This is a genomic window from Pelatocladus sp. (assembly GCF_059505505.1).
Map to the genome: position 1 here is coordinate 27,863 of NZ_JCACKS010000090.1, position 18,335 is coordinate 46,197.

Genomic DNA, 18,335 nt, shown 5'->3' on the forward strand with positions numbered 1-18,335 from the left:
AGATGAAGATAAGTCCTAAAACTACGTTGCGCGTTCTAGCTGTTTTACCTCCCAGCCGCAAGTACAGCATTCCACCAAATATGACCAAACTCCACTGGCTAGAAGTTACTGAATACGTTTCCCTATACGCTTCCGCAATTGGAAGCTTGGCTGCTACAGTCACTCAACAAGTTGTCTACGCAGCATTTCCTTTAACTGTAGCCCTTGGTTTGAATATCACAAACCGGGAACGGTTGAAGCGTTTAAATGATCAATATCGACAAAATGCGATCGCCCAATTTGATCAATTAGTTGATCCTTTTAGACAGCGCTTAGAAAATTTTGATGACTTTACACAACGATTAAGTCAAACAACTCAACAACAAATAGAAGAATTACGACAAAACCAAAAAGAGCAAAATACTGATTCTAATCAACAACGCTTGGCACAATTTGATGCATTTCGACAACAGTTGATGAAAGCAACTGAGTTACAAATAGAACCTTTCAAAGAAAATTTTGCTCAACTCAACGCCTATACTCAACAATTAAATACAACAACTCAGCAACAAATCGAACCAATCAAACAACATTTGATTCAACTCAATGCCTATATCCAACAGTTAAATACAAATACTCAGCAACAAATCGAACCTCTTAAACAAAATTTTACCCAATTGAACACTTATACTCAACAGTTATATACAAGTATTCAACAAATAGAACCTCTTAAACAAAATTTTGCTCAACTGGATAATTTCACTCAACAGTTAAATGCTAGTACTCAAAAGCAATTTGAAATTCTAAGACAACAAGTAGTAGAACTTGATACTGAGACTAAAAAAATCAGTACCAATCCTCAACCACAAGTACCAAATCTGGATGCTTTTAGTCAGCGCTTAGAACAACTAGAAAATTTCGCTAAACAGGTAAATACAAATACTGAACAGCAAATTCAACCGTTGAGACAATACATGACTCAACTAAATGCTTATACACAAGGTGTGAATAAAAATACTGAAAAACAAATAGAGGAATTTAAATACGCGATCGCACTACTGCAAACAGAAATCCAGAATTTAGCAGAGTCTTTAACTCAAACAGAACAACGTCTGAGTCAAGAAGTCGCAACAAAAATCAAACAACCCCAAGTAAATATTACAATCCCAACACCAGTAAAGCCTCAACCTCAAAACACAATTCTCCATCCTCAACCGCCAGAAGTAAAGAAAACTGAGACACCACCAGCTTTACCACCAGTGGCGATCGCACCGACAAAATCACCGACAACGGAAACACAAAAACCCAATTCTCTCCCTACTTTAAAAGAACATTCAGAACGAGTAGTTTCTGTGGCTTTTAATCCGATTTTTGCTGATTCAAACAGCAGAATATTAGCTAGTGGTAGCCATGACAAAAGCGTCAAACTCTGGCGTTTAGATACTCACCAAAGTCGCACCTTTACAGTTTCTGGAAAAGTCAATTCAATTGCTTTTAGTCCTGATGGTAAAATTTTAGCCTGTGGTCATGACGACAAAACAGTTAAATTATGGGATGTAGATACAGAAAGAGAAATTTGTAATTTTGTTGGACATAAAGAGAAAGTTTATGCTGTGGCTTTTAGCCCTGATGGCAAAATAATAGCTAGTGGTAGTCAAGATAAAACTATTAAAGTTTGGTCTGTTGGTCATCAAAAAGAGATAGATACCCTGACAGGACATGTAGATGAAGTTTTATGCATTGCTTTTAGCCCTAATGGTAAACTAGTCGCTAGCGGTAGTGGTGATCGGGATCAAACTATTAAAATTTGGCATCTCACTCAAGATAAATTCCTGACTCTTAAAAGTAAATCTAGTTCGATGGGAAGAATTTATTCTATTTGTTTTAGTCCTGATGGTACAACTTTAGTTAGTGGTCATCAAGATAAAAAAATCAGATTCTGGGATGCGGAAACTGGTAGAGAAATTAATTGCATTACTGAGAATGATGAGGAAGTTTATTCTGTTGCATTTAGCCCAGATGGAAGAACTTTAGCCAGTGGAAGTTACAACGGAAATCTGAAATTTTGGCAAGTAGATACGGGTGAAGAGCTTAATAATATTGCTGTTAATCAAGGTGCGATTTATTGTGTTGCTTATAGTCCAGATGGGAAGATAATAGCAACAGCCAATGGAGATAAAACAGTAACACTTGTAAATTTGGAATTTAGATCAACACAGCGCAACCGAGATATAGAAATACAGAAAGGATTTGATTAATTTGGTAATTAGTAATTTGCTAAATATAGGGTAGTATAGCTGTGCTACCCTACAAAATATTTCTTAAACAGCCAATTTTTCTTGCACTAATACAAATGGTTGGACTATTAAAGTATGAAATCGCTTAGTGCGATCGCTATTCCAATTACCCAATTGATCTAAAGATGGTTTAGCAATCAATTGTTCATCAATCCAGTTTTGGACTTCTAAAACTTTATCGCTAGCGATCGCTACCCCTACATCCAATATATCTAATCCTATTTCTACCACAATTACTGCATCTCTTTGCGCATGGGGAATTAGCCACTCCCACTCCGCCTCATCTAAGTTTTCTGTTAATTCTGCTCTTAAATTCGGGTTAGTCATTAGTCATTAGTCATTATTTCTAGGAACTTTTTACTATGTTAAATAATAATCCCACTAAATTATATTATATATCTTACAATATTTTTCCTTATCCTATTTTTAATTAGTTACTAATAATCCTAACTAAATTTCTGATTTCATTTCATCAATTTCAAATATAGAAACTATCACTCCAGCAATAGGAATTGCAATAAAAATTCCCAATAAACCAGCAACTCTCGCGCCTATTAATAAAGCAAAAAATACTACTACAGGATTAAGATTTAGCGCACCTTGCATAATTCGAGGTGCAATGAGATTATCTTGTATTTGTTGAAGTATGATGCAAGCAACTAATACCTTAAGAGCTAGCCAAGCACCTTGAGATAATACAATTAAACTGATTATACCAACTCCTAATGTTGCACCTATACCAGGAATAATGTCAAGTATCCCGACTATAACTGACAATATCAAGGCGAAGGGAACTTTTAATAATAAAAAAATAATAAAAGTAGAACCTGTGAGAAATAAAGTTAATAACAATTGACCTTGAAAAAAACCTAAGAAATTGCGTTGAATTATACTAGTAAATTTACTACGACGCTGTTTAGGTATAACTTTGATCGTTAAATGCCAAAGTTTGTCTCCATCCAACAGCATAAAAAAAGCAACAACTGAGATTAATATAAAAGTCACAAAATTAGTTAAAAATGTTTGGAGAATGGTCAAACTAGCAACCAGTTGAGTTATTGCTTGATTGCGTATCTGTTCTTCAATAATAGTTAAATCTAGCTGAATATTGCGTGAACGAAAAATTGATTCTATTCGCTCTAGTAGAGGAGCTAATGAATTTAAAAAAACTGTCAGGCTATCAATTAACTGTTGTCCTTGTGATAAAATAGTTAAACCCACAGTAATTGTCAGACTACCAATAATCACAATACTGAGTAAAAAAACCACAATTACTGCTACATGATGAGGCAAAAAACGTTTTAGCCATTTTACCGGATAACTCAGCAAAAAAGCCAAGATAGTAGCAAAGGTAAAAATAACAATTACAGTTTCAAAATATGCTAAAAGCTGTACAACTGCCCAGCCAGAAGCAACCAAAAGCAAAAATCTGACTAAAACGAGATTATTTAATCTAGACCAAAATTTATTGGTTCTAAAGCTACTCATGGATTATGAAAGATAATATATATTAAAGATTAATATTACTAAGACTTTTTAATTCACATATCACTAAGTATTGATTGTCATCTATTATTTGGAATACTTACCAAGATCATACTTACCAATGATATTTACTCTATAGTATTTAAGTAATAATAACCACTTACCCAAAGTATATTTTTCTGTTTTACTAACTAATAATTTCAATCCCAAAAGAAATAAGTATGTTGATAAGACAACTACCTAAAGACCTGTCTTTCTTGATTCAAGTGGGTTTAAACGCACTTAAGCGATAGGTGAGATTAAGTACAATACCCGCACGGACGTTAGTACCTACAACAAGTGAATGAAAAATCAACCAATGCTAAGTTAATCCCCTTGTCTTCGATTTGCGATCTCTTATCCCCAATCCCTATTTTCAACACGTCACTCATCACTTCGTTTCCATCCAATTATCGCCAGCACGTACATCTACAACTAGGGGAACACTTAACTGCACAGCATTTTCCATCGCTGACTTAATTTGGATTTGTAATTCTTCCCATTCTTGTGGAGGAATCTCAAATACTAATTCATCGTGAACTTGCAGTAATAATCGTGCTTGGTAATTTTGCAAAATTTCATGCAGCCTCACCATCGCAATTTTGATGATATCAGCACTAGATCCTTGAATTGGGGCGTTAGCAGCAGAACGTAATAAACCAGTATCGTAATTACCTAAGTTTTTAAGTTTACCTAAATCAATATCTTTCTGGTTGCTGCCTTTTAATTGACGTAAGCTATTGGTGGTAAATTCAAAATAACGACGCCTACCAAGAATTGTTTCTACATAACCTTGAGCGATCGCTTGTTTTTTTAATCCTTCTAAATATTCAAATATTTTTGGATAACGTTTGCTAAATCGCTTGATAAATTCGTTAGCAAGGTTTCTATCCACACCTGTTGAACGGGAAAACCTCAGTGAACCCATACCATAAATCACGCCAAAGTTGATAGTTTTCGCTACCCTTCTTTCATCTGATGTTATATCTTCTTTTTCAAACATCAGTCTCGCAGTAACAGTATGAATATCTTCATTATTTTGATAAGCTTCAACTAATACTGGCTCTTGACTCAAATGAGTAAGAATTCTTAACTCTATCTGGGAGTAATCAGCAGCAACCATTAACCAACCAGATTCTGGTAGAAACGCCTTACGAATTTGACGACTAAAAGCAGTCCGAATCGGGATATTTTGTAAATTTGGATTAGAAGAAGATAGTCTACCTGTTGATGTTGCTGCTTGATTAAAATCGGTATGGACTCGCTTTGTATCTGCACGCACTAACGCTGGTAAAGCATCCACATAAGTAGACTTTAATTTTGCCAGAGTCCTATATTCAATAATGGCATCAATAATACCTGTAGTATCTACCTCTCGTAATCTTTCTAGGGTAGCTGCGTCTGTGGAATATCCTGTTTTAATTTTGCGGGAATATTTAGTGCTTAATCCTGATTTTTCAAACAATATTTGACTCAATTGTTTGGGAGAACCCAAATTGAATTTTTCTCCGGCTATCTCATAAGCTTGTTGTTCCAGTTTTGCTAAATCTGTTTCTAATTGTTGTGAAAGTTCGTTTAAATAAGCTGTATTGATATGAATACCATTGTATTCCATGTCTGCCAAAACAGCTTCTAATGGTTGTTCTACATTCATTAATAGCTGATGTAATGCTGGAATTTTATCCAGTTCTGCACGCAATTTTGGTACTAGTTGGAATGTCGCCCAAACTTGCAAACCACAGTAGTCAGCTATCTTATTAATCTCAATATCAGCAATCGTTTTTCCCTTGGGAACTACATCTAGATAATTTTTTATCGTCAATCCTAAATGTTTTTGAGTCAAGTCACTTAAATTATGACTACTATCAGGATTGAGGACATAACTAGCTAACATGGGGTCAAATACCACCCCAGCTAACTTAATTCCTTGGCACTTGAAAACTAAGCGATCAAATTTAGCATTTTGAAAAGTTTTGGGATAATTAATACTTTCAAAAATTGGGCTTAGGGCTTGTAGTGCAATTTCTTTATTTAAGTTTTCTCCAATTTGATGATTTAAGGGAATATAAGCTATTTCATCTGAGTTGGTTCCCCAACAACAACCAATTCCTACTAATTCTGCATCGCGTGGTTCTAGATCATTAGTTTCAGTATCCCAAGCTATGGGTAAATTTGCGTCAGTAAATTCTTTTAATAAGTTTATTAATTCAGTTAGCTTTGCTTCTGTATCAATGATGCGTGGTTGAATTATCGAAGTATTTTGTTGCTGTTGAACTTGTTCTGTTTCAGCAGCGCTGAAAAACCACAAATCTTCATCATCTGTAGAAACGCGTTCGCTTTTAGCGTTCCCGTAGGGTAATTCCACGTCTCTATCTTCTGTTTCTATGACTGATGTTTCTGTAACATTACCACCAAACTTTTTCTGGAGTTGGTTAATTTTTCCTAGAAAATATTTAAATTCTAAGTTTTCTAATATAGGTGTCAGAACATTACTATCAAAGCCTTTTAATTTACAATCTTCTAAATTAATATCAAGAGGTACATCAAGAACGATCGCAGCTAAGAATCGAGATTTTTCGGCATCTTCTTTACCTAATTCTAATTTTTTCTGAGTTGCGCCTTTAATTTCACTCAAAGAAGCGTAAATTTGCTCAAGGGAACCGTAGGTATTTAGCAATTGAACTGCTGTTTTTTCACCTATTCCCTTGACTCCAGGAATATTATCTGATTTGTCACCACAAAGAGCTTTATAATCAATCACTTGTGATGGCAAAATGCCAAGTTTTTGTTTAACTTCTTCTGGTCCAAATTCGCTGATCCCGTTTGTAGATGTAGAGCGCTTCAGCGCATCTGGACTAAAATACAAAACGCTAATTTCTTTTTCAGGATCGATGAGTTGAAATAAATCGCGATCGCCTGTGAGAATCTTGACTTGATATCCCGTAGCAGTTGCTTTTTGTGCTATTGTTCCCAGCACATCATCCGCTTCGTAACCAGGAGCGGTGAGAATTTTCAGATTGAATCCATCCAGCAACTCATGTAAGTTTTTTAGATCGGGAACAAAATCTTCTGGTGTACCTGGGCGATCAGCTTTATAGGTATCATCGGCTTCGTGGCGGAAAGTTGGCAAGCCTAAATCAAAAGCCACTGCAATTGCTTGTGGCTGTTGCACTGTCATTACTTCTAACAGACACTTTAAAAAACCAAAACATACGCTGGTAGGAGTTCCGGTTTTGGTTCGCAGTCCACCGTCTCTTCCTTTAGCGAAAGCGAAGTAAGAACGGAATGCCAAAGAGTGTCCATCTATCAAAATGAAGGTGGGACGTGTTGTGATTGAATTGGAGGGTGTTGTTTGGGACATAAAATTATTTTAGTCAGCAGCTTTGATTGCTTTATCTCACCAGTAGGAGGATTTCAGATGATTTCTTAACCAGAGACTGATAATCTCTTACTGGGACTTTACAGTTATTGCTCACCAAATTTATGCAAGAAGCATCTGCTACTCAATTAAAATCAGCTGCTGTTGCGGGTATGGCTACAAAAGAAATTAAACTGCTGGTTCTAGATATAGATGGAACTATTGCCGGCGAATCTAACAATATCAATGAACCAGTCAAGGAAGCAATCACTGCGGCAAAAGCACAAGGGATTCAAGTCGCGATCGCCACTGGTAGAATGTTCCGTTCTGCTTTGCGCTTCCATCAAGATATTGGTTCTACTCTGCCTTTAATAGCCTATCAAGGAGCTTGGATACAAGACCCAGCCTCTCAACAGATGCACCAACATTTGTCTGTTTCTAGGGAAATGGCTCATCGGCTATTAGACTATTTTGAACAACCAGAATTGCGATCGCTTTTATCTGTTCATTTTTACGTCAACGATCAACTTTACGTCCGCGAAATCACAACCGAAACTCAACTCTATTCACAACGTTCTGCTATTCAACCCGTTGCAGTCGGTGATTTACGTCAAATTTTAACCGATAATGAACCAACAAAAATTCTGGCTTTGTGCGACGACAAAGACATTATTGATAACTTATTAGGTTCTTTACGCCTTCAATATACTCCTGCGGAGTTATATTTGACAAAATCCGTTGCCACGTTTTTTGAAGCGACTCATCCTTTTGCGAATAAAGGCATGGCTGTGCGTTACCTAGCTGAAGAATTGCTAGGATTACAACCTAGTGACGTCATGACTATTGGTGATAACTTTAATGATTTAGAAATGTTAGAGTATGCTGGTATTAGTATCGCTATGGGTAATGCACCACCCCAAATACAGGCGATCGCTAGCTGGATAGCTCCCACTATTGACCAAGATGGGGCAGCAGTGGCAATAGAAAAGTTTTTGCTATCGTAGTAGTTGTTTGGTTGGAATCACCTACTACTGTAGGGGCGAACAGCCGTACTCTGCCTTGAAGCAGCGCAAACCGCGTTTACGCCCCTACTCACAAAATACTAAAAAATCAGAAAGGGTGCCGACGACTGGCCGTGTTTCGTCTCGGCACCCTTGCTGGTTCGCTCCTCACACACCAGCTAATATATCTTAGGTGATTAAGCCAGTCAATACTTGTTACAAAAGTTTTGATTTCTTTCATTTTTAGGTTTTTTTGATGTTTGTTGGTAGTTGTTTGTTGTTTGTTACTTCCAAACAAAATCAATTTCATAATTCATAAAGAGCAAAAATATTAAGCTTTTCTTCCAACAGTCGTCTTAAAACCGATTGAGTGGCTAAAACTAGACCCAGTCTAGCTTGGGCTAGTTCTGGTGAGTTGGCTTTTATTTCACCCCAAATCCGACAGTCGCGCCAGAAGTTTTCAAACGCTTGACTTAAAGCAAGCGCTACTTTTTCCCATTTCACCAAAGCACTAGAGTCAGAACACTCCAATTCGTCAACTACTTTTACTAACTCATTTATCAAGCAAAGTTCAGTTGGGTGATGAAAACACAGTTCTTGCTGATTGTTAAGCCAAGGTATAGCTTTATCAGAAGTAATTAATCCCTCTTGCTCACCCAACCGCAGGAGTGAGCAACAGCGTACATGGGCATATTGAACTGGGAATAGGGCATCAGGCATTGGGCATTGGTTATTCTCTGTCTCTCCTTTGTCCTTTGTCCTTTGTCCCCCTTGAAGAGGATAAGCTCCCCACCGACTCTCTGCAAGGCTTTGTAACCAGTCAGCCAACACAGGGTGAGCCAATTTTAAATGAATCCAACCAGGTGGAACTATTTGAATGCTGAAAACTCCAGCCGAGTTTGCCGATAAATGAGAAGCGATCGCATTGGCAATCTCCATCGACGGAATTTTCTCATATTTTGCCAGTTGTAGTGCTAACCCTGTGATGTAAAAAACCCGATTTTTATCTCTACCTTTAGAGAGAGGAAATTTTTGATTTATTGGGCATTCTCTTTTTATAGTCTTAGTATAAATACTTAGTTTTAACGTTATGTAACTGCACAAAAAACGCTTGATAGCTACATATCTACTTACTAGTGGCTTTTTATGCACTTATCATACAGGTGTTAGACATCTACTCAAAAACCATTAATTTTGTGTCATCTGTCTTTAGACTGAAGTTTAATTTAATCAAAGAAAAATTAGAAGAATGCAAATTTTTTTTGAAACTGAGTAAATTTTACTACCATCATTGTACAGTAGGAAGTATAACAAAAGAGTAGGAATTAAAATTCCTCTCTTTGCATGGCTGGCACTGTTTAGGTGTTAAGCCTAACCTGCCAACGAGAAGACACTCCTTGCACCTTGTTATGACCTCTTTTGTCTTCAGCCGAACGCTCTTTGTTACCTATGCAATCTCCATCCTCCTTTTCTGAGGCATCACGCCCTTTCTTAACTTGGCAACGCATTCTTGATTGGGCTCAAGAACACTACCGCTGCCGCACCTTTAGCAAAGATGAGCGCATTCCAGCCCGTCCTGGATTGTTGTATTTAGTGCAAAGGGGTGCAATCCGCATGGTAGGAACCGCCCAAGTGAGTGCAACAGCAAGTCAGTTAACGTCCCGACGCATCAACAGAACTCCAGAAGAAGCCTTCTTAGGATTTGTGGGTGCAGGACAGCCCTTTGAAATTGTTGCTCAATCACCATTCACGCTCCAGGCTTATGCCCATGTGGACCAAACTGCGGTGCTGTGGATGTACTGGCACGATTTAGACAACTGGCCTCACTTCCGACGTGAAGTTATGGATGCCTTTAGGTATCAGCACCAGCGTAAACTGCTGTGGCTAAGTGCCTTAGGACAACGTCGCACGATTGACCGACTCTTAGGATTCCTCACATTGTTGATTGAGGAATATGGAGAGCCAGCAATGAGTGAAACCGATCCAGAAGTGATTCGTGGCTATTGTCTACCTTTCCCCCTCACCCATGCCCAAATTGGCAGCGCCATTGGTTCGACTCGTGTTACCGTCACCCGTTTGATGGGCAAGTTGCGTCAGCGTGGCTTAATCCTCACCCAGGGAGATAATTTGATTTGCTTGCCAGCAGAATCGATTAACAGAGCCGGCTAAAGCACAGTTGCCAAATTCTTTGATGAGAAGTCGCCCTACCAGATAGGAATAGCGTCCACCACCGCTATTCTGACGGGAAGGCGTAATCCTCTAAAAGAATAAAACCATCTCGATAGAGGGTTGTAGGGGTGTCTATTGGCAATCTTGCCACTTTGTAGTCTGTCTTTGACAGGTGTCAGCGAATTTTGACAAAGCCAGCTTGGGAAATCAATTCCTGTCCCTGCTCAGTCAGCAGCAAGTTGGCATAAGCGACACCCGCTTGCTGCTCGGTTTGATCATTCTGTTTGACCACCACAAACAGATTGCGGGTAATCGGATACTTTCCAGATTGGAAAGCCTCAATGTTCAATTTGTTTCGTCTACCAGGACACTCAGAATGGAGGACAATGGGGTCTTGGTAGGGAGCAATATATTGCCCTTGCGTTCGCCCCAAAGGCAAGGGTTTAATTGAACATTGAGGAACAACTTCAGGGGCAGAAGCGTAATATATGCCACCAGGACTACTAGCCACTTTTTTTAGGGCTTGGGTGGTGGTGGAAACAAGCTCGACATTAGAGCTAAAATCTTGACCACCCAAGATGTCTTGGACAAATAATTCTACAGTCCCGCCATCACTGATGCGGCGAGAGTATGGCTTTATAGGGATATTAGACCCACCCACTTGACTCCAATTTGTGATTTTGCCTGTGTAAATAGACCGCAACTGTTCTACTGTCAGTCCTATGATATTAATGTTAGGATTTACTGCTACTGCCAAGCCATCAATGGCTACAGGAATTTGTTGCAAAGTAAACCCACGCTGTTTAGCACGGTTCACTTCTTCATCTAGAATTGGTCGAGACGACTGGGCAAAAGCTAATTGACCATCAATTAATGCTTGGATACCCGTACTGGAACCAGGATTACCACTGATAGGTTCTACATAGCGCAAGCGAAACTCTGACCGTGCTGCTTGAATTACTGGATCAACATCTTTACGAACTGGCGCCCAAGAGGTACTACCTCCATAATTAAATAATCCTGTAGGGACATTTTGAATAGAGGCAAAATTATTGCCACTTGATTTTGGCTGAGTGATATTGGGACTAGTAGAATTAATCGGTTGAGGTTTAGTGACTTGATTAAAGTTAAAACTCGTTTTTCTGGTAAACCACCAAAAGCCACCCCCAATCAATCCAACAGTTATTAATAAAGACAATATCAAAATAGGCGTTTCATTTTTTTGTGACATAGTAATTTAGCTATTGATAGTTAGTAGTTGGTAGCTGTTCATTCTCAACAACAAACAACTACCAACAAACAACAAATTAAATAAATTATCTAATCCTGACAAATCCAGTTTTAGCAATTAATTCTTGACCTTGGTTTGTCAGCAGCAGGCTAGCATAGATTTCTCCTGCTTGCTGATCAGTTTGATTGTTTTGTTTGACAATCACAAATAAACGTCTGGTAATGGGATATTCACCACTCGAAAAGGCAGATGCATTCAGTTGGTTGCGCTGTTGTGGACACTGTTGCAGAGAAATAAATGGTTCTTTGTAGGGTGGAACAAATTTATTTGCTGTTTTTCCTAACGGTAAAGGTTTAACACTACATTGTCCGACTACTTCTGGCGCTGAAGCGTAATACATACCACCTGGATTTTTTGCTATTTCTTTTAAAGCTTCTGTGGTAGTTGGAATAAATTGAACGTTCGCACCAAATTTTTCTCCTTCTAAAACATTCTGATCAAAAAATTCGACCGTACCTCCTTCTTCCAAACGGCGGGAGTAAGGCGTAATCTCTAAATTTGGCCCACCCACTTGTTCCCAATTGGTGATCTTGCCAATGTATATATCTTTGAGTTGGTTAACAGTTAAACCAGAAATATTGAGATTAGGATTTACTGCGATCGCAATACCATCAATTGCTACTGGAATTTCTTTTAATTTAAAACCTCGTTGCTGTGCTTTTTGGTATTCTTCGTCTTTTATTGGACGTGATGATTGAGAAAAAGCTAGCTGATTATCTAAAAGCATTTTTATCCCAGTTCCAGAACCTGGGGCGCCTATAGTTGGATCAGTATAGCGTAGTTGAAATTGCGGAAATACAGTTTGGATTGCTGTATCAACATTGTTACGAATTGGCGCCCAAGTGGTGCTACCACCATAGTTAAACAATCCAGAGGGAATATTTGGTAATTGTGCAAAAGTCTCAGTAGTAGGCTGTTTAATAGGTTCAGGTAAATTATTTTTAGCATTAAAGAATCTAATTTTTGAACTATTCGCTAACCATAAAAAGACACCACCTACTAGCCCTAGCGTAACTACTAGAGTCAAAAGCAAAACAGTGGTTTCATTTTTTTGAGACATGATAAATTTTTAGTTATTGCTCTTAAAGCAAATTCTCACTTTAATCTAAATCGATCCAGGTTAAGATTTGGTTAATTATCGAGAAATCAGGAGAAAATTCAGTTACGAGTGTAGACGCATAGCAGATTGTCACAGGCTGCAACTAGCTGATAAGTCAATACGGTTGGTGTTAAGGATTTTTAGTATAAAAATTTGGTCTGTAGAGACGCGAAATTACCCTGTGGGATCTTGCTACACGTCTGGTACAAAGGATTGTGGGCTTAACACCAAGCGTATTGGCTGATAAGTGATAACTGTAATTTTTAATTACCTAACGTTGAAACTGGTACAAAATCAAACCCAGTACCAGAACGAGAACGATTTTTGCTGACTATTTGCACCAATTGTACAGGGGCATTGCGATCGCCTGATGGTAAAAACCGAATTGTACCGGAAGCCCCTCTAGTAGAAAATTCAGGTGATGAAAGGGCTTGTTGGATGCCTATACGAGTAGGATTACGTTCTAGTGCTGCAATGAAAGCACGCGTAGCATCGTATGCTAAAGCAGTGCGCCAGTTCACATCACCTCCCCACAGCTGTCTTGACTTTTGCGGGAAATCAGCACCGAGATTGCTATCAATGTACCAAGGAACAGCCACCACCATTCCGACTGTTTGTTGTTGTCCAATTTCTAAAGTTTTGGGCGTATAGATATCATCTCCCCCAAGCAAACTTAACCGTTTTTGGTTTACTTGCACTACTTGCAATGCTTTATCTAAAGTATTCGTACTAGCCGCTAACATTAAAACTTCTGCACCCTGTTTAATTGCTTGTTCTACACTTTTAGCTGCACTAAAATCGGCTTTAGATAAGTCAAATTCACTTGATACCTGTCCACCTTCTAGGGAAACAGATGAGACAAATTCAGACTTTAAGGACTGGCTATAGTTACTTTGAGAATTGAAGAAAACAGCCGCATTTTTTTTCTGTAAATTTTCTACCATGTGCTTTGCCAATGCCCTCGCCGCCATAAAATCACTAGGAACCGTCCGAAAAATATAGCGGCTAAAGTTGGATATTTTGACAGAAGTGCTAATTGGGGAAATAGCCACAAGTTGTCCAGAAGTATAAACTTTGCCTGCGGCTAAAGTGACGTCACTAGCATAAGGCCCAATGACACCCAATACCTCCTGATTTTCAACCAAGGTATTGGCAATTTGTTGGGCAACTTCTGGATTATTATCGTCGTTTGCTATCCCTACTTTTAGCAGTACTCTCTTAATTCCTCCGGCAGCATTTATTTCATTTTGAGCTTGGGCAATTCCGCGTAAAATTTCTAAAGAACCATTTGGATCAGTTCCGAATGGTACAGATGCAACAACCGTATAAGTTTTGGCAGAACCTATACGAGCATTGTTGAGAAATATTAATGTTTCTGGGTCATTTTTATTAACTTTTAGGGCTGCTTCTAAGTTAGAAACTGCTCTTTTATAGTTACCTGATGCTAGTGCCGTGATACCTTCTTTTTTTGTAGGAGAAGCTTCTATTGGAGATAATGTTTTTTCCCCAAAGCTAATCCTATCTGCAACTGACTTATTATTAGTTTGTAGTACATTGCCACCATTCTGAGACTTTTGTGGCCAGATGTTATCTTTTAGGAACCATGCCCCACCACCTACCAATCCCACAGTAATTAATAAAGCTAGGAATAGAACAGCAGTTTCGTTTTTTTGGGACATAGACAATTAAAAATTAATATTTTCTAATTTCACATAGAATTATATCGGTGATTATCCTAGCTAAATATACGAATGCAAATAAACTTTGCATCAGTTACATTATTTAGTTATTTAGAAAAAAATAGAGTTAATAATTTATAAATAAGACGGAATAAAGCCGTGACAGCGATCGCCACTAAACCCCCAGCAATAGATATGATCGTCACTTGCTCAATTGTTAGACCAGCTCGCAAAAAGGGGAAAAAAAATATCGCTGCGAATGTTCCTGCTACGAACACTAACATCTCAGTTTTTTCAATCCAGCGTTGCTTTTGTCCTAAAAGCAATACTGCTAGAATCACAGCACAAGCAGCTAAAGTCATATTTGTCGAACGCAGCACACTATACAAAGCGATCGCGATCAATCCGCCTTCAAAACCACTAAATCCAGATCCTATCAGTAACTCTAAAGTAGACAACGGTGCAATCCGCAAAGTCGCAGATAATGGAATTTGTTGTGGAGGTTGAGTATGTCTAGACTGTGGTTGCGACTTTGTTTGTGATGGTAATTGTGTGGGTTGGTGGGGATGAATGTGTGTTGATGTTATGGGCTGAAAAGTTGAATTAAGAACATCTAATACTTCTTGTGCTGACTGAAAGCGTTGATTAGCAGCAGGTAAAAGCATTCTATCAAGAGCATTTGCCAGTAAAGGACTAACAGAAACACGTTCGTGCCATTTCCACTGGTTACTATAAACATCAAATAGCTGCGTTACATCCTTTTCACCAGTTAACAACATCACAATTGTCACAGCCAAAGCATATAAATCTGTAGATGGAAAAACTTGTCCACCAGACATCTGTTCGGGCGGTGCAAACCCCAGAGAAAAAATGCCAGTTGAAGAATGAACTCCTCCGGGGGGTGCTTTTGCTACCTGCTTCACAGCGCCAAAATCTAACAGGTAAAGCTTACCGTTACGATGACGCATAATATTGGATGGTTTGATATCTCTGTGAATGATGCCTTTGTGATGGACAAACTGCAAGATTTTGAGAATATCTTGCAGCACATCTAATACTTCTGGCTCAGAGAATTTACCTTTATGCGCTAATTCTTCTTCTAGGTTCTGTCCATCAATATATTCTTGAACCAGATAAAAAAATTGTTCTTGTTGTCCTGGTTGAAAAAAGCTAGAAACTATGATTGGGAAATAAGCAAATAAATCAGGAATTTGCTCATGTAGAGAGCCTATTTCTTCCAAGACTGTGGCTTCTCTCTCAAATAAATCTTGTGCGAGTTGCAGTTGAGTTGGGCTGAGATTACCTGCTGGTTGGAATTGCTTCACCACACACTGGCGCATTCCTGGAGTATAGCGATCGCAGGCTAAAAAAGCTGCCCCAAAACCGCCTCGTCCCAATAATTTTGATGGTAAATAACGACCAACCAAAATCAACGGCATTCCACAAGTGGTACAGTATTTTTGCTGCACAGTTCTCAAAATGGAATGATCATCTAAATCTGGAAAATAGTTGCGTGGACGGGGACAACCAGGACGCGTACAGTAAATTTCCATTTTTGTCAATAGTCAATAGTCATTTAGCCATTAGTCATTAATCATTAGCTTTTTCACAAAGGACAAATGACCAATGACAAGTGACTAATGACAGATGACTAAATCTTAACTTTCATCTGAGTGAGAAGTGTCTAAGTCCAGTGTGGTATTAATTGCTAAACTCTTGTGATTTTGTGATGATTTTAACACATCTATATTCCATCCAGGTGCAGCAAACTGGGGTAGAATTTCCCTGCTAAAAGCTTCTGCTGCCTTAGACCGATAGCGATTGGGATTAAAAATCAGCCACAGTGTCCTCTTGACGACAACACCCTCAATGGGAGCACAATGTAATACATCCATTTGCAATTCTTTAGCAATGGCAGAAGTCGAGACAAAAGCAGCTCCTAAACCAGATTGCACAGCATTTTTAATTGCTTCTATAGAATTGAGTTCCATTTCCACTTTTAAACGCCGTGTATCAATATCATGACGCGCTAATACTTGGTCTATGACTTTGCGGATTGTTGATTGAGAATCAAGGGCAATGAATTGTAACTTATATAGGTCTTCTTTGTGGATGGTTTCAAGTTTGCCAAAGGGATGGAATACAGGTAAAATCAGCGCTAATTCATCATCTGAGTAGGGAATAATCTCTAAAGATTCCCCTAATTCTCCAGGAATTTCACCACCAATAATTGCCAAATCAACTTGTCCATTCACTACGCTCCAAGCAGTGCGGCGAGTAGAGTGGACATGTAATTGCACCGCCACGTCAGGATATTTTTGTCGGAACAATCCAATCATCCGGGGTAAAAGATAAGTCCCGGTGGTTTGAGAAGCACCCACAATTAATGTACCGCCTTGGAGATTTTGTAAATCTTCAATAGCGCGACAAGTTTCCTGACAAAGACTGAGAATTTTTTCTCCATAGCTCAGGAGTAAATGTCCTGCTTCAGTTAACTGAGCACGACGTCCTCCACGGTCAAACAAGGGAACATCTAATTGCCGTTCTAAATTTTGCACTTGCAAACTGACGGCAGGTTGGGAAACGTAGAGACTGTCTGCGGCGCGCTTGAAGCTCCCTTCTTGGGCGATCGCTTTCAGAATCCGTAACTGATCTAGTGTGAATGGAAGGTCAGACATATAGGCTCAACCCACAAACAAGAAAGGAGCAGCATTAGCAAAAAACCAGTGATTCATAGTATTCTGGCTGGGCATAATTTGTTGCATATTAAAATCGGAGGATTTATCCGAAAAAGACAGTAACACAACATCTTGACTAAAGTCCCCCTTTGAATACTTTGTGGTATTGATTGTACTGAATTGAGTTTTCTTTAAATTACTTCACCTGTGTATTATGATGCTGCCATCGTGGTTAACCCCCAGTCATTTTATAATGTTGGGACTACAATTTAGTTTTGCAATTGCTCATAGCGGTGGAGCCGCATTGCGACCTTGGGCAGAAAAATATATTGGCCCACGAGTTTATCGGATTATCTTTGCGTTAGTTAGTTTACCTTTAGCTGTAATATTGATTGTTTACTTTTTTAACCACCGTTATGATGGTTTGCAAATGTGGCAAGTCCAATATCTACCCTGGGTAAAACCATTGGTTTGGGTGTTATCGGCAATTTCTTTTTTCTTTTTGTACCCTGCTACTTTCAATCTACTAGAAATTGCTGCTATTCAAAAGCCCCAAGTCCATCTCTACGAAACAGGAATTATTCGTATTACCCGTCATCCCCAAATGGTTGGACAGGTTATTTGGTGTATTGCCCATACTTTGTGGTTGGGTACGACTTTTACCTTTGTTACTTCTTTAGGCTTGATTTTGCATCATATTTTTGGGGTATGGCATGGCGATCGCCGACTTGAATGGCGTTATAGCGAGGCTTTTAGAGCAGTTAAGCAGCGTACGAGCATAATTCCTTTTGCAGCTATTTTAGATGGACGTCAATCTCTACGGTGGCAAGAATTCCTTCGTCCTGCTTATATTGGAGTTGCTATGTTTGTGCTGCTATTGTGGTGGTCGCATCCCCTTTTATTGGTGGCAACTAGTAAGGTACAATGGTAGCCTAGACTAAAACCCAATTCACAACAGCACAAAATAGACAGCAGATGAGGATTTAGACCAATCTGTAGATTACCAAATCAATGTACGATGAATGGAAACAGCTGTTCAGTGGAAGGTGTAGGTCAAATCAATTTGAGATTTTGTCCTAGTAGTTGCTGGTCAATTGTCATCATTGGGAGTAAATGATACCGAACATCTAATTTCCCTCCACACGCAGAGGCATAAATTGGAGTTCAAAGTCCCCAAATGCCACTGCGTGTAAACGCCGTGCTGGCTTGTTTGTCAACGGCAAAATTACCAAGATAAAGGCTGGAAAGTTTGCATACCTT

The 18,335-nt window shown here is 38.8% G+C and carries 13 protein-coding genes; 4 read left to right on the forward strand and 9 right to left on the reverse strand.

Annotated elements, in window-relative coordinates; genetic code table 11:
* Positions 1–2: 2 nt before the first annotated feature.
* Positions 3–2,237: a WD40 repeat domain-containing protein gene (locus tag AC5JMK_RS08160; protein WP_495909838.1), complete on the forward strand. Its 2,235-nt coding sequence runs from the start codon at positions 3–5 to the stop codon at positions 2,235–2,237.
* Between the two features lie 63 nt (positions 2,238–2,300).
* Here the strand turns inward: AC5JMK_RS08160 and AC5JMK_RS08165 are convergent, their stop codons facing one another.
* From AC5JMK_RS08165 to polA, 3 genes are all read right to left on the reverse strand, one after another.
* A complete protein-coding gene (locus tag AC5JMK_RS08165; protein ID WP_096675092.1) occupies positions 2,301–2,603 on the reverse strand; it encodes a DUF2288 domain-containing protein in 303 nt (100 codons plus the stop codon).
* A gap of 123 nt (positions 2,604–2,726) precedes the next feature.
* Complete coding sequence (locus AC5JMK_RS08170) at positions 2,727–3,764, reverse strand: AI-2E family transporter (protein ID WP_096675091.1); 1,038 nt, start codon at positions 3,762–3,764, stop codon at positions 2,727–2,729.
* A 427-nt stretch (positions 3,765–4,191) separates the two neighbouring features.
* Positions 4,192–7,161, reverse strand: a complete 2,970-nt coding sequence (gene polA / locus AC5JMK_RS08175; RefSeq protein WP_495909839.1) for a DNA polymerase I — start codon at positions 7,159–7,161, stop codon at positions 4,192–4,194.
* Between the two features lie 122 nt (positions 7,162–7,283).
* On the opposite strand from polA, the gene AC5JMK_RS08180 reads away from it, so the two are divergent.
* The gene (locus AC5JMK_RS08180) at positions 7,284–8,162 is read left to right on the forward strand and encodes a Cof-type HAD-IIB family hydrolase (RefSeq protein WP_096675089.1); all 879 of its coding nucleotides are present in this window, start codon (positions 7,284–7,286) and stop codon (positions 8,160–8,162) included.
* Positions 8,163–8,465: 303 nt separating this feature from the next.
* Here the strand turns inward: AC5JMK_RS08180 and AC5JMK_RS08185 are convergent, their stop codons facing one another.
* Complete coding sequence (locus AC5JMK_RS08185) at positions 8,466–9,311, reverse strand: DALR anticodon-binding domain-containing protein (protein ID WP_495909840.1); 846 nt, start codon at positions 9,309–9,311, stop codon at positions 8,466–8,468.
* Positions 9,312–9,608: 297 nt separating this feature from the next.
* Between AC5JMK_RS08185 and AC5JMK_RS08190 the strand changes: the two genes are divergently transcribed.
* A complete protein-coding gene (locus tag AC5JMK_RS08190; RefSeq protein ID WP_016863057.1) occupies positions 9,609–10,328 on the forward strand; it encodes a Crp/Fnr family transcriptional regulator in 720 nt (239 codons plus the stop codon).
* A gap of 175 nt (positions 10,329–10,503) precedes the next feature.
* Here AC5JMK_RS08190 and AC5JMK_RS08195 read toward each other — a convergent pair whose 3' ends face one another.
* The 5 genes from AC5JMK_RS08195 to AC5JMK_RS08215 all read right to left on the reverse strand — a co-directional run bounded on the left by AC5JMK_RS08195 (position 10,504) and on the right by AC5JMK_RS08215 (position 17,075).
* Positions 10,504–11,559, reverse strand: coding sequence for a PstS family phosphate ABC transporter substrate-binding protein (locus tag AC5JMK_RS08195; RefSeq protein ID WP_495909841.1), 1,056 nt, complete (start codon positions 11,557–11,559; stop codon positions 10,504–10,506).
* An 85-nt stretch (positions 11,560–11,644) separates the two neighbouring features.
* The gene (locus tag AC5JMK_RS08200; protein WP_096675086.1) at positions 11,645–12,679 is read right to left on the reverse strand and encodes a PstS family phosphate ABC transporter substrate-binding protein; all 1,035 of its coding nucleotides are present in this window, start codon (positions 12,677–12,679) and stop codon (positions 11,645–11,647) included.
* Positions 12,680–12,981: 302 nt separating this feature from the next.
* Positions 12,982–14,397: an ABC transporter substrate-binding protein gene (locus tag AC5JMK_RS08205; protein WP_495909842.1), complete on the reverse strand. Its 1,416-nt coding sequence runs from the start codon at positions 14,395–14,397 to the stop codon at positions 12,982–12,984.
* A gap of 107 nt (positions 14,398–14,504) precedes the next feature.
* Positions 14,505–15,950, reverse strand: a complete 1,446-nt coding sequence (locus AC5JMK_RS08210) for a serine/threonine-protein kinase (protein WP_096675084.1) — start codon at positions 15,948–15,950, stop codon at positions 14,505–14,507.
* 105 nt (positions 15,951–16,055) lie between these two features.
* Positions 16,056–17,075, reverse strand: coding sequence for a LysR family transcriptional regulator (locus AC5JMK_RS08215; protein WP_096675083.1), 1,020 nt, complete (start codon positions 17,073–17,075; stop codon positions 16,056–16,058).
* A gap of 214 nt (positions 17,076–17,289) precedes the next feature.
* Between AC5JMK_RS08215 and AC5JMK_RS08220 the strand changes: the two genes are divergently transcribed.
* The gene (locus tag AC5JMK_RS08220; RefSeq protein ID WP_495909843.1) at positions 17,290–18,006 is read left to right on the forward strand and encodes an NnrU family protein; all 717 of its coding nucleotides are present in this window, start codon (positions 17,290–17,292) and stop codon (positions 18,004–18,006) included.
* Positions 18,007–18,335 lie beyond the last annotated feature (329 nt).